This is a genomic window from Streptomyces albidicamelliae, from assembly GCF_025642175.1.
Classification (GTDB): domain Bacteria; phylum Actinomycetota; class Actinomycetes; order Streptomycetales; family Streptomycetaceae; genus Streptomyces; species Streptomyces albidocamelliae.
Genome location: NZ_CP106795.1, coordinates 4,047,809 through 4,061,505 on the forward strand (window position 1 = coordinate 4,047,809; position 13,697 = coordinate 4,061,505).

Consider the following 13,697-nt stretch of genomic DNA (forward strand, 5'->3'; position numbering starts at 1 on the left):
GCGGAACTACCCACCAGGGGCGGTGACTTACATGCTCTTTGCGGCCGACAAGGGAGACATCAACACCATCATCGGCGGGATCGCTCCGGACTGGGGCCCCTTCGGCAGCCTGGGCAACGAGGCCAAGGTGATGATCGAGGTGGTCATGGCCGTGGCCATCCTCCTCTGCCTCGGCATCGCGGTATGGGGTGCCGCCAAGCAGCGGATCGGAGCGACGGCCCTGCGCGACACGTTCAGCGCGGAACAGGGCAAGGGCCTCATCATCGCCGGTCTCACCGGTGTCTTCATCATCGGTTCCCTCGGCACACTGTTCACCATCGTGTACGGCATGGCGGTCTGACGCCCGCTCATCCGCGGCAACCGGCCGTCCCCTCCACCCCACCCACCCGTCGTGCCCACCGGCTGAGGTTGCGTTTCCCTGATGTCGAGTCACCACACCGCGCCCGCGCGGGAACCAGCACGGCTACCGTCGTACGTCTACGAGGGTGAGGGGGCGCAGGCGGCATGAGTCTCGGAGACGAGCAGGGCTACACCGACTACGGCGACACGGGTCACACCCGTACCCGGCTGCCCGAGGGCGACCCCTACGGCGGCGCTCCACGCCGCGGCGGCCGCCGCTCCTCCTCCCGGAGCCTGGTCACGGTGGTCGGCGTGGTCGTCCTCCTCATCGCGGCGATCGCCTTCGCGAACCGCGGCGACGACGCGTCGTCCGACACCCCGACGAACAAACAACCCCAAGCCAAAGCGGCCCCGACGGCCGCGACCGGAACAAAGCCGGTACAAACCCAGACCGGCACGATCCCCTCGGGCTTCCCCCACACCCAGCAGGGGGCGGAGAGCGCGGCGGCGAATTACTCCGTCGTGCTGGTCTCGGCCGACATTCTCAAGTCCGTTAGACGGGGCGAGATCGTCACCCAGGTGTTCGCAGCAGACCGGCAGGCCTCTCTGACGGACAAGTTCAACAAGGCGTACAGCAAACAGTTCCTGAGCAACCTCGGCCTGGACGCGAACGGCAATGCGGCCGCCGGGCATACCTACGTCTCACGTACCGCGCCGCTCGGCACCAGGACCACCAGCTACGCGGACGCGGCTGCGACTGTCGAGGTCTGGTGCACGGGGGTGTTCGGTACCGCCGGGGCCAATTCGACGAACCCGGTCACCAGCGACTGGTTCACCATGACGCTTCAGCTGCGCTGGTCGGACGGTGACTGGAAGGTCGACAGCTTCTCCCAGAAGGACGGCCCCGCGCCCGTTCCTGGTGACGACAAAGCATCGAACGCCGACGAAATGGCCAAGGCCGTCGAGGAGTACGGAGGCTTCACTTATGCCCGGTAGCCCGCGCCGTGCGCTCAAGGTCGCCGCCGCCACCAGTGCTGTCCAGGGAGCCCTCTTCCTGCTGGCCGCACGGGCCGTCGCCGCTCCCTCGCCCCGCCCTTCATCCGACAAATGCGATCTCATCGTCGGCCCGGCCAAGCAGTACTGCGAAAAGGACCGCGGCGGCGGCGCAAGCAAAGGCGTCACCCCCGGCAACCCCCTCACCGACACCCTCGACCCCCTCTCCTCGCTCGCCAAGGGGTGTGCCGACGCCGCTTCCTGGACCATCGGGAAGCTCAGTGACGCCGTGAAGGAGACCGCCAACGTCGACTTCACCAATACCAAGTTCCTTCAGCAGTACGCCGTCGTGTTCGCCGCGTCCACGATCCTCACGCTCCTGCTGTGGCTGCTGGCCGTCGCCAAGCGAGCCGTCCGCGGCGTCCCCCTCACCACCGCCATCTCCGAAGCCGTCGGCTTCCTGTGGCTCACCGTGCTCGCCTCCGCCTTCACCCCCCTGATCCTCTACACCGTCGTCTCGGCCACCGACGGCGTCACGGACGTCCTCGCGAAAGCCACCGGCGACCAGACCGACACGTTCTTCGGCACCTTCTCCGGCGCCCTCGGCAAGGGCAACGACATCGGCGGCGGACCGATCATGCTGATCGTCGTCTCCCTCGTCAGCATCCTCGCCGCCGGCATCCTCTGGCTGGAGCTGGTCATCCGCGCCGCCCTCCTCTACGTCGGCGCCCTCCTCGGCACCGTCGTCTACGCGGGCCTGGTCGACAAGAACCTGTGGGGACACGTCCGCCGCTGGGCCGGCGTCATGATCGCCGTCATCCTCGTCAAACCGGTCATCGTGATCGTGCTCGGACTGGCCGGCGCCCTCTCCGGCGACAACGGCCCCGACGCCTTCTCCGCCGTCGTCTCCGGCCTCGCCATCATCCTGCTCGCCATCTTCGCCAGCGCGATGATCTACCGCTTCGTCCCCGGCTTCGGCGACGAACTCGCCGGCTCCCGCAACAACCGCATCATGCAGGGCGCCGAGGGCAAGGCCGCGGCCGTCATCAGCTCCCCCGCCACCCTGGTCGCCCAGGGCATCAAGACCCACAGCACCCGCGCCGACAGCAACGCGGGAGCAGGCGGATCCGGCACCCCACGCCCGGCCAACCCCGCCAGCGGCGGTGTCGCCGCCCACAGCAGCCGTACCCCCGCCGGGGGCAACGGCGGAGCCGTCCCCTCCGCCGCGCCCGCGCCCCGCGCGCCCAGCCCGGTGAACACCCCGCACGCAAGCAACACCCGCAACAACCGCTCGGGAGGTGAAGGGCGTTGACGACCGAGTCCCACCTGTCCCATCCGGTCACGCCCCGCCGTACGTATCTGATCGGCCGCGCCCGGCCGAACGCGATCGTCGGCCGGAACCGCGAGTCCGGCGAGATCGCGCTGATCATCGCCGGCGCGTTCCTCGGCATGATGTGCGGACTCCTCGTCCCGGTCCTGTCCCTGCGGATCGTGCTGCTGACCGGCTTCCCGCTGCTCGCGCTCGCCGCGGTCTACGTGCCGTACAAGCGCCGTACCTTCTACCGGTGGTTCGAGATCAACCGCAGCTACAAGCGCACCGTCAAGCGCGGCGCCACCTACCGCTCCGGCGCCATGGACGCCGGCACCCGGATCGACGGACGGGAGGTGGAGATCGGCCCACCGCCCGGCATCGGCCGCATCACCTGGCTCGCCGCCCCCTTCGGACCGGACGAGATCGCCGTACTGCTGCACGCCGACCGGAAGACCGTCACGGCCGCCATCGAGATCGAGGGCCCCGGCGTGGGCCTGCGCGACTCCGAGGACCAGGAGGCCCTGGTCGACCGCTTCGGCACGCTGCTCAAGCACGTGGCCAACGGGGACGGCTTCGTCACCCGGCTCCAGATGCTCGCCCGCACGCTGCCCGCCGACCCGGACGCGCACGCCAAGGACGTGGCCCTGCGCGGCGACGGCCGCTCCCCCGACTGGCTGCAGGGGTCGTACGAACAGCTCCAGTCCATGGTGTCCACCAGCAGCGAGCAGCACCGCGCCTACCTCGTCGCCTGCATGCACTTCAACCGCGATCTGGCCGCCGAGGCCAACGCGATGGCCCGCGCCGTCCGCGCGCACGGCGCCAAGGTCGACCGGGACGCCGGGCTCGCCGTGGTCATGGCCCGCGAGCTGACCGACATCTGCTCACGGCTCCAGGAGGCCGACATCCGCGTCCGGCAGCCGCTCGGCCAGGGCCGGCTCGCCTCGCTGATCCACTCCATGTACGACCCGGACCACCCCATCGACCACATCCAGGCGATGACCCGGCGCAACGCCTGGCCGGCCGAGCTCGACGCCATGGAGCCCACCTACCTCCAGGCCAAGACCCGGGAGTCCAGCACCCGCGCCCCCTGGTGCCACGCCACCGCCTGGGTGAAGGAGTGGCCGATGACCCCCGTCGGCGTCAACTTCCTCGCCCCGCTCCTCGTCCACACCCCGGACGTCATCCGAACGGTCGCCGTGACGATGGATCTCGAGCCCACCGAGGTAGCCATCGAACGCATGCTGACCGAGAAGACCAACGACGAGGCCGAGGCCTCCCGCGCCGCCAAGATGAACCGGACCGTGGACCCCCGGGACATCGCCGCGCACAACCGCCTCGACCAGCGGGGCGAGGACCTCGCCAGCGGCGCCGCGGGCGTCAACCTCGTCGGCTACATCACCGTCTCCTCCCGCACCCCCGACTCCCTGGCCCGCGACAAGCGCACGATAAGAGCCTCCGCGGGCAAGTCGTACCTCAAGCTGGAGTGGTGCGACCGTGAGCACCACCGCGCGTTCGTGAACACACTTCCCTTCGCCACCGGCATCCGAAGGTAGGGGCTGATTCGCCGATGCGGGATCCGCTGTCCGTCCTCACCGAGGCCTTCACCTCCTTCCTCTTCGGGAAGGTGGAGACGACCAGGCTGCCGGTGCGCACCTCCACGGGCCAGGCCCAGGCGGTCTATCTGCCCACCGCCGCGCCCGGCCTCGGCGACTCCGGCGTCATCATCGGCCGCGAGGTCTACTCCGGAAAGGGCTACATCTACGACCCCTTCCAGCTCTACGGCCAGCAGCTGCCGGCCCCGCACTGGCTCGTCCTCGGCGAGTCCGGCAACGGCAAGTCGGCGCTGGAGAAGACGTACGTGCTGCGCCAGCTGCGCTTCAGGGACCGCCAGGTCGTCGTCCTGGACGCGCAGGGCGAGGACGGGGTCGGCGAGTGGAACCTCATCGCGCAGGAGCTGGGGATAACCCCCATCCGGCTCGACCCGACGGCCGCCCTGAACCACGGGATCCGGCTCAACCCCCTGGACCCCTCGATCACCACCACCGGCCAGCTCGCGCTGCTCCGGACGATCATCGAGGTGGCGATGGGCCACGGCCTGGACGAACGCTCCGGCTTCGCCCTCAAGGTCGCCCACAGCTACGTCAACGAGACCATCCTCGACCGCCAGCCCGTCCTGACCGACATCGTCGAGCAGCTGCGGCACCCCGAGCCGGAGTCGGCGGAGGCGATGAACGTCGCCATAGACGACGTACGGGCCTGGGGGCTCGACGTCGCCCTGGTGCTGGACCGGTTGGTCGACGGTGACCTGCGGGGCATGTTCGACGGCCCGACCACGGTCGGCATCGACCTGGACGCGCCGCTGATCGTCTTCGACCTCTCCCACATCGACCGCAACTCCATCGCCATGCCCATCCTCATGGCGATCGTCGGCGTGTGGCTGGAACACACCTGGATCCGCCCCGACCGGAAGAAGCGCATCTTCCTGGTCGAGGAGGCCTGGCACATCATCAACAGCCCCTTCGTGGCCCAGCTGTTCCAGCGCCTGCTGAAGTTCGGCCGCCGGCTCGGCCTGTCCTTCGTGGCGGTCGTCCACCACCTGTCCGACGTGGTCGACGGGGCCGCGGCGAAGGAGGCCGCGGCGATCCTGAAGATGGCGTCGACCAGGACGATCTACGCCCAGAAGGCGGACGAGGCACGGGCCACCGGCCGGGTGCTGGGTTTGCCCAGATGGGCGGTGGAAATCATTCCGACGCTGACGCCCGGCATCGCCGTGTGGGACGTCAACGGAAACGTCCAGGTGGTCAAGCACCTGGTCACGGAGACGGAACGGCCACTGGTCTTCACCGACCGCGCGATGACCGAGTCCGCCAGCGACCTCACGGACGACGACGCCCTGCACGCGGCCGAGCTGGAGGCCGAGCAGCGGGCGGCGGCCTTCGTGGAGCAGCACCTCGGCGACTCGGAATCGACGGTGGCGTAGGGAGAGAACAGGGTGAGACCGGACGACCGCCGCGACGGCCAGGGCGGCATCCCCGACGGCCTGCTGGTCGGCATACTCGCGTTCCTCCTCGGCATGACCGTGCTCGTCTGGACGGCCACCGGACTGGCGGCCCTCTTCGCCCAGGGCGCCTGGCCCGACGGCGTCACGTTCACCCGCACCCCGCTCGCCATGCGGCATCTCATCGGCCGTCCGCACGACGTCCCCGGTGCCTGGCCGGACACCCCGGCCGCCCAGCTGTCCGGCTGGGGCCTGTTCTGGGGCCTGTTCATCGGCCAGCTGATGATCCTGCTCGTCCTCACCGTCTTCGCGCTGGGCGTGGTGACACGCTGGCGCGCGGGGAAGACGCGGCGGGCCACGGACAGGACGCACACGGCCGCTCCGACGCCCGCGGGGGCCCAGCGGCCCGCAGAGGTCCCCGAGCGGCCCCATGAGGTCCCCGAGCCCCGCCCGGAGCCGGTCCCGGAGGCGCGGCCGACGGAGGCGGTGCCAACTCCCGCGGTGGAGGCGGTGGAGGCTGTGGGCGCGGTGAACGCGGCATCGGCAGAGGCACCGCGACGGGCGCCCGCGCCGGCCGGCCTCGACGCCGTCGCCCTGGACGCCGTCGCCCTGGACGCGGGGCGTGCGGGCGGGTCGGAAGGACCGGAAGCGGCCCGCGACGAGGGCCCGGTGCGCTACGGCTCCCGGGAGACCCGTCGGCCGGCCGCGGCCCGAGCCGTACGGGACGCGGAGGGGCCGGCCCTCGTCGTCACCTCGAACCCGGCGCTGTGGCAGGACACCAAGGACGCCAGGGCCAAACTCGGCCCCACGCTCCTCTACGACCCCACGCACCTCTGCGACACCCCGGCCCGCCTCCACTGGTCGCCCACCGCCGGCTGCGAGGACCGCCAGACGGCGGTGAACAGGGCCACCGCCCTCCTCGGTCCCGTGCGGCCCACGGCGAGGATCGACCAGGCGGTGGCCGACACGGCGATAACCCTCCTGCGCAGCTACCTCCACGCCGCCGCCCTGGAGAACCGCACCGTCCGTCATGTCCACCGCTGGTCCCAGGGCACCCAGGTGCAGGACGCCGTACGCACCCTGCGCACCCATCCCAAGGCCGCGCCGGGCGCCGCCGGGGAACTGGAGGCGGCCCTGACCGCGCATCCGGAACGCCGGGACATCGCCCAGGAGTTGACCAGCCGGGCCCTGTCCGCCCTCTTCACGGTCAACGTCCGCGAGGCATGCACTCCCAACCGAACTGATGCGCTCGCCTTGGATTCCTTCGTCCACGAAGGGGGCACGCTTTATGTGGTCGGTGAATCCATCGAGGACCCACGGAGCAACCCCGGCGCGATGCCGCTCCTGACGGCCCTCGTCTCCAGCGTGGTCGAGCGCGGCCGGCGCATGGCCGAACGGTCATCCTCCGGTCGGCTCGACCCACCACTCACGGTGGTCCTGGACGACATCGCCGCCGTCGCGCCCTTCCCCGAGCTGCCGGCGCTGCTCGCCGCCGGCCCGGGCCAGGGGCTGCCGACGCTGGCCCTGCTCCGCTCCCGGGAACAGGCCCGCTCCCGCTGGCCGCAGCAGGAGCTCATGGCCCAGGAGCGGTCCGGGGGCCGTCCGGGGGTGGCCTAGGGCCGTCGCTCCAGGACGAACTCCCTCTCGGTCTCCCCTTCGTCCTTGGTGAACGCCACGACCAGCCCGCTCGGTACGAAGCCCACCTTGCGGTAGGCGCCCTGTGCCCGCGCGTTGTCGGCGTGGACGAACAGGCGTACCCGCTCTGCGCCGCGCTGCCACGCCCATTCCACACCGGCGTCGAACAGCGCCTTGATGAGCCCGTTCCCGCGGTGCTCGGGGCGCACGAAGACACCGACCACGTGTCCCTGCCGCCGCTCGACCGGGTGTCCGGCCCAGTCCTCCGTGCCGGCCTCCTCGACGAGCACGGTGACGGTGCCGGCCCAGGTGCCGTCCGGGGCCTCGGCGATGATCTGCCGGGCGGTGGACGAACCCTCTCCGGAGCCGATCGCCCGGTCCTGCCAGAAGGCGTCCGTCTTGGCGGCGGCCTCGTCGTAGGTCTCCAGGAAGGCGAGGTGGGCGACCGGGTCCCGCAGCGCGTCGAGGCGCAGCTGCCGCACGGCCGCCCAGTCGTCAGGTCGTATCGCGCGGACGGTGTAGTCGCTGGTGGGGGTGTTCATGCAGCCACGGTAGCCACGCCCCGGGGCTTCTCTCACCCCATATACCGGTGCCCACTGTCAGTGCACGCTCCTAGGGTGGGCGCATGACCACACTTCCCGATCGGCCGAACACCGCCGTCCTCGTCATCGACGTCCAGAACGGCGTGGTGGCGGACGCCCACGACCGCGACGGCGTCATCGCGAACATCAACACCCTGATCGACAAGGCCCGCACGGCGGGTGTACCGGTCGTCTGGGTGCAGCACTCGAGCGACGAGCTCGAACATGGCAGCGAGAGCTGGCGGTTCGTGCCCGAGCTGACCCGCCGCGACGCGGAGCCGCTCGTCCACAAGAAGTACGGGGACTCCTTCGAGGACACCGACCTGGAGGCCGTGCTGGCCGAGCACCAGGTGGGCCGGCTTCTCGTCTCGGGCGCCCAGACGGACGCCTGCATCCGCTCGACGCTGCACGGCGCGATCGTGCGCGGGTACGACGCGACGCTGGTCTCCGACGCCCACACCACGGAGGACCTGACGAAGTTCGGCGCTCCGGCACCGGAGCAGGTGATCGCCCACACCAACCTCTACTGGCAGTGGCAGAGTGCCCCCGGCCGGCAGGGTGGAACGGTGGAAACGTCGGAAGTAAGTTTCTGAACCAAGCGAACAACGCGAACAACGCAGAAAACCCCCGCATCCGTGGATGCGGGGGTTTTCCCAAGAATTGTTCGGCGGCGTCCTACTCTCCCACAGGGTCCCCCCTGCAGTACCATCGGCGCTGTGAGGCTTAGCTTCCGGGTTCGGAATGTAACCGGGCGTTTCCCTCACGCTATGACCACCGAAACACTATGAAACTCTCAACCGAAACGCCACCACACGGCGGCGACCTGGTCGTGGTTTCAGAACCAACACAGTGAACGCGAGCATCAATGGACAAGCCCTCGGCCTATTAGTACCAGTCAACTCCACCGGTTACCCGGCTTCCATATCTGGCCTATCAACCCAGTCGTCTACTGGGAGCCTTACCCTCTCAAGGAGGTGGGAATACTCATCTCGAAGCAGGCTTCCCGCTTAGATGCTTTCAGCGGTTATCCCTCCCGAACGTAGCCAACCAGCCATGCCCTTGGCAGAACAACTGGCACACCAGAGGTTCGTCCGTCCCGGTCCTCTCGTACTAGGGACAGCCCTTCTCAATATTCCTACGCGCACAGCGGATAGGGACCGAACTGTCTCACGACGTTCTAAACCCAGCTCGCGTACCGCTTTAATGGGCGAACAGCCCAACCCTTGGGACCGACTCCAGCCCCAGGATGCGACGAGCCGACATCGAGGTGCCAAACCATCCCGTCGATATGGACTCTTGGGGAAGATCAGCCTGTTATCCCCGGGGTACCTTTTATCCGTTGAGCGACGGCGCTTCCACAAGCCACCGCCGGATCACTAGTCCCGACTTTCGTCCCTGCTCGACCCGTCGGTCTCACAGTCAAGCTCCCTTGTGCACTTACACTCAACACCTGATTACCAACCAGGCTGAGGGAACCTTTGGGCGCCTCCGTTACCCTTTGGGAGGCAACCGCCCCAGTTAAACTACCCATCAGACACTGTCCCTGATCCGGATCACGGACCCAGGTTAGACATCCAGCACGACCAGACTGGTATTTCAACGACGACTCCACAACCACTGGCGTGGCTGCTTCAAAGTCTCCCAGCTATCCTACACAAGCCGAACCGAACACCAATATCAAACTGTAGTAAAGGTCCCGGGGTCTTTCCGTCCTGCTGCGCGAAACGAGCATCTTTACTCGTAGTGCAATTTCACCGGGCCTATGGTTGAGACAGTCGAGAAGTCGTTACGCCATTCGTGCAGGTCGGAACTTACCCGACAAGGAATTTCGCTACCTTAGGATGGTTATAGTTACCACCGCCGTTTACTGGCGCTTAAGTTCTCAGCTTCGCCCCACCGAAATGGAGCTAACCGGTCCCCTTAACGTTCCAGCACCGGGCAGGCGTCAGTCCGTATACATCGCCTTACGGCTTCGCACGGACCTGTGTTTTTAGTAAACAGTCGCTTCTCGCTGGTCTCTGCGGCCACCCCCAGCTCACCGAGTAAATCGGATCACCGAGTGTGGCCCCCCTTCTCCCGAAGTTACGGGGGCATTTTGCCGAGTTCCTTAACCATAGTTCACCCGAACGCCTCGGTATTCTCTACCTGACCACCTGAGTCGGTTTAGGGTACGGGCCGCCATGAAACTCGCTAGAGGCTTTTCTCGACAGCATAGGATCATCCACTTCACCACAATCGGCTCGGCATCAGGTCTCAGACTATGTGCAAGGCGGATTTGCCTACCTTGCGTCCTACACCCTTACCCCGGGACAACCACCGCCCGGGATGGACTACCTTCCTGCGTCACCCCATCACTCACCTACTAACCGCTTGGTTCGGCGGCTCCACCACTCCCCTCAACTCCGAAGAGATCAGGGCGGCTTCACGGCCTTAGCATCACGATGCTCGATGTTTGACGCTTCACAGCGGGTACCGGAATATCAACCGGTTATCCATCGACTACGCCTGTCGGCCTCGCCTTAGGTCCCGACTTACCCTGGGCAGATCAGCTTGACCCAGGAACCCTTAGTCAATCGGCGCAAACGTTTCTCACGTTTGTATCGCTACTCATGCCTGCATTCTCACTCGTCAACCGTCCACAACTACCTTCCGGTGCTGCTTCACCCGGCAGACGACGCTCCCCTACCCATCACAGCACCCGTTGGGGCTATATGCTGCAATGACACGACTTCGGCGGTACGCTTGAGCCCCGCTACATTGTCGGCGCGGAATCACTAGACCAGTGAGCTATTACGCACTCTTTCAAGGGTGGCTGCTTCTAAGCCAACCTCCTGGTTGTCTGTGCGACTCCACATCCTTTCCCACTTAGCGTACGCTTAGGGGCCTTAGTCGATGCTCTGGGCTGTTTCCCTCTCGACCATGGAGCTTATCCCCCACAGTCTCACTGCCGCGCTCTCACTTACCGGCATTCGGAGTTTGGCTAAGGTCAGTAACCCGGTAGGGCCCATCGCCTATCCAGTGCTCTACCTCCGGCAAGAAACACACGACGCTGCACCTAAATGCATTTCGGGGAGAACCAGCTATCACGGAGTTTGATTGGCCTTTCACCCCTAACCACAGGTCATCCCCCAGGTTTTCAACCCTGGTGGGTTCGGTCCTCCACGAAGTCTTACCTCCGCTTCAACCTGCCCATGGCTAGATCACTCCGCTTCGGGTCTTGAGCGTGCTACTGAAACGCCCTATTCGGACTCGCTTTCGCTACGGCTTCCCCACCCGGGTTAACCTCGCAACACACCGCAAACTCGCAGGCTCATTCTTCAAAAGGCACGCAGTCACGAGACACGTGCAAGCACGTATCCGACGCTCCCACGGCTTGTAGGCACACGGTTTCAGGTACTATTTCACTCCGCTCCCGCGGTACTTTTCACCATTCCCTCACGGTACTATCCGCTATCGGTCACCAGGGAATATTTAGGCTTAGCGGGTGGTCCCGCCAGATTCACACGGGATTTCTCGGGCCCCGTGCTACTTGGGTGTCTCTCAAACGAGCCGCTGACGTTTCGACTACGGGGGTCTTACCCTCTACGCCGGACCTTTCGCATGTCCTTCGCCTACATCAACGGTTTCTGACTCGTCCTACGGCCGGCAGACCGCAGAAGAGAGATCCCACAACCCCGCATGCGCAACCCCTGCCGGGTCTCACACGCATACGGTTTGGCCTCATCCGGTTTCGCTCGCCACTACTCCCGGAATCACGGTTGTTTTCTCTTCCTGAGGGTACTGAGATGTTTCACTTCCCCTCGTTCCCTCCACACTGCCTATGTGTTCAGCAGCGGGTGACAGCCCATGACGACTGCCGGGTTTCCCCATTCGGAAACCCCGGATCAAAGCCTGGTTGACGACTCCCCGGGGACTATCGTGGCCTCCCACGTCCTTCATCGGTTCCTGGTGCCAAGGCATCCACCGTGCGCCCTTAAAAACTTGGCCACAGATGCTCGCGTTCACTGTGCAGTTCTCAAACAACGACCAGCCACCCATCACCCCACTGGAAACCAGTGAGTTTACTGGGGCCGGCGACTGAAGGAAGATCATTCCCTCAGACACCCAACAGCGTGCCCGACCGGATCCCGTCCGAAGATCATGCTTTCCACGCTCTTGCGAGCAGTACTTGCAGCCTCCGACCCGTGACATCCGGCCGAATAATCAACGTTCCACCCATGAGCAACCAGCATCGAACATTCGCCGATGTACTGGCCTCTGACCAACCGAAGCTGGTGAGAAGTGCTCCTTAGAAAGGAGGTGATCCAGCCGCACCTTCCGGTACGGCTACCTTGTTACGACTTCGTCCCAATCGCTAGTCCCACCTTCGACAGCTCCCTCCCACAAGGGGTTGGGCCACCGGCTTCGGGTGTTACCAACTTTCGTGACGTGACGGGCGGTGTGTACAAGGCCCGGGAACGTATTCACCGCAGCAATGCTGATCTGCGATTACTAGCAACTCCGACTTCATGGGGTCGAGTTGCAGACCCCAATCCGAACTGAGACCGGCTTTTTGAGATTCGCTCCACCTCACGGTATCGCAGCTCATTGTACCGGCCATTGTAGCACGTGTGCAGCCCAAGACATAAGGGGCATGATGACTTGACGTCGTCCCCACCTTCCTCCGAGTTGACCCCGGCGGTCTCCTGTGAGTCCCCATCACCCCGAAGGGCATGCTGGCAACACAGGACAAGGGTTGCGCTCGTTGCGGGACTTAACCCAACATCTCACGACACGAGCTGACGACAGCCATGCACCACCTGTACACCGACCACAAGGGGGCGCCTGTCTCCAGACGTTTCCGGTGTATGTCAAGCCTTGGTAAGGTTCTTCGCGTTGCGTCGAATTAAGCCACATGCTCCGCTGCTTGTGCGGGCCCCCGTCAATTCCTTTGAGTTTTAGCCTTGCGGCCGTACTCCCCAGGCGGGGAACTTAATGCGTTAGCTGCGGCACCGACGACGTGGAATGTCGCCAACACCTAGTTCCCACCGTTTACGGCGTGGACTACCAGGGTATCTAATCCTGTTCGCTCCCCACGCTTTCGCTCCTCAGCGTCAGTAATGGCCCAGAGATCCGCCTTCGCCACCGGTGTTCCTCCTGATATCTGCGCATTTCACCGCTACACCAGGAATTCCGATCTCCCCTACCACACTCTAGCCTGCCCGTATCGAATGCAGACCCGGGGTTAAGCCCCGGGCTTTCACACCCGACGTGACAAGCCGCCTACGAGCTCTTTACGCCCAATAATTCCGGACAACGCTTGCGCCCTACGTATTACCGCGGCTGCTGGCACGTAGTTAGCCGGCGCTTCTTCTGCAGGTACCGTCACTTTCGCTTCTTCCCTGCTGAAAGAGGTTTACAACCCGAAGGCCGTCATCCCTCACGCGGCGTCGCTGCATCAGGCTTTCGCCCATTGTGCAATATTCCCCACTGCTGCCTCCCGTAGGAGTCTGGGCCGTGTCTCAGTCCCAGTGTGGCCGGTCGCCCTCTCAGGCCGGCTACCCGTCGTCGCCTTGGTGAGCCATTACCTCACCAACAAGCTGATAGGCCGCGGGCTCATCCTTCACCGCCGGAGCTTTCGACCCCCGCAGATGCCTGCAGGAGTGATATCCGGTATTAGACCCCGTTTCCAGGGCTTGTCCCAGAGTGAAGGGCAGATTGCCCACGTGTTACTCACCCGTTCGCCACTAATCCCCACCGAAGTGGTTCATCGTTCGACTTGCATGTGTTAAGCACGCCGCCAGCGTTCGTCCTGAGCCAGGATCAAACTCTCCGTGAATGTTTACCGGTAATCCGGCGC

The 13,697-nt window shown here is 65.5% G+C and carries 8 protein-coding genes and 3 rRNA genes; 7 read left to right on the forward strand and 4 right to left on the reverse strand.

Features of this window, described 5'->3' with window-relative positions; translation table 11 throughout:
- The first annotated feature begins 31 nt into the window (after positions 1 to 31).
- The 6 genes from N8I86_RS18670 to N8I86_RS18695 all read left to right on the forward strand — a co-directional run bounded on the left by N8I86_RS18670 (position 32) and on the right by N8I86_RS18695 (position 7,259).
- Complete coding sequence (locus N8I86_RS18670) at positions 32 to 340, forward strand: hypothetical protein (RefSeq protein WP_014673544.1); 309 nt, start codon at positions 32 to 34, stop codon at positions 338 to 340.
- Between the two features lie 164 nt (positions 341 to 504).
- On the forward strand, positions 505 to 1,335 hold the full coding sequence (locus N8I86_RS18675) for a hypothetical protein (RefSeq protein WP_263278267.1): 831 nt from the start codon (positions 505 to 507) through the stop codon (positions 1,333 to 1,335).
- Entirely contained in the window at positions 1,325 to 2,644 is a 1,320-nt protein-coding gene (locus tag N8I86_RS18680; protein ID WP_263278268.1) for a hypothetical protein, read from the forward strand. Before N8I86_RS18675 ends, N8I86_RS18680 begins: the two co-directional genes overlap by 11 nt.
- Positions 2,641 to 4,197 carry an SCO6880 family protein gene (locus N8I86_RS18685; protein ID WP_123437449.1) on the forward strand — a complete coding sequence of 519 codons (1,557 nt, stop codon included), beginning with the start codon at positions 2,641 to 2,643 and terminating at the stop codon, positions 4,195 to 4,197. Before N8I86_RS18680 ends, N8I86_RS18685 begins: the two co-directional genes overlap by 4 nt.
- A 14-nt stretch (positions 4,198 to 4,211) precedes the next feature.
- Entirely contained in the window at positions 4,212 to 5,624 is a 1,413-nt protein-coding gene (locus N8I86_RS18690) for an ATP-binding protein (protein ID WP_073901282.1), read from the forward strand.
- Positions 5,625 to 5,636: 12 nt separating this feature from the next.
- A complete protein-coding gene (locus N8I86_RS18695; protein WP_263278269.1) occupies positions 5,637 to 7,259 on the forward strand; it encodes a type VI secretion protein in 1,623 nt (540 codons plus the stop codon).
- Here N8I86_RS18695 and N8I86_RS18700 read toward each other — a convergent pair.
- A complete protein-coding gene (locus N8I86_RS18700) occupies positions 7,256 to 7,819 on the reverse strand; it encodes a GNAT family N-acetyltransferase (RefSeq protein WP_073901285.1) in 564 nt (187 codons plus the stop codon). The genes N8I86_RS18695 and N8I86_RS18700 overlap by 4 nt on opposite strands.
- Before the next feature lie 83 nt (positions 7,820 to 7,902).
- On the opposite strand from N8I86_RS18700, the gene N8I86_RS18705 reads away from it, so the two are divergent.
- Positions 7,903 to 8,451, forward strand: coding sequence for a cysteine hydrolase family protein (locus N8I86_RS18705; RefSeq protein ID WP_073901287.1), 549 nt, complete (start codon positions 7,903 to 7,905; stop codon positions 8,449 to 8,451).
- A 69-nt stretch (positions 8,452 to 8,520) separates the two neighbouring features.
- On the opposite strand, the gene rrf is transcribed toward N8I86_RS18705, so the two are convergent.
- From rrf to N8I86_RS18720, 3 genes are all read right to left on the reverse strand, one after another.
- A 5S ribosomal RNA gene (gene rrf, locus N8I86_RS18710) occupies positions 8,521 to 8,637 on the reverse strand.
- Between the two features lie 86 nt (positions 8,638 to 8,723).
- Positions 8,724 to 11,845 (reverse strand): 23S ribosomal RNA (locus N8I86_RS18715).
- A 305-nt stretch (positions 11,846 to 12,150) separates the two neighbouring features.
- Positions 12,151 to 13,676, reverse strand: a 16S ribosomal RNA gene (locus tag N8I86_RS18720).
- Together the 16S, 23S and 5S rRNA genes form the textbook arrangement of a ribosomal RNA operon.
- Positions 13,677 to 13,697: the final 21 nt, after the last annotated feature.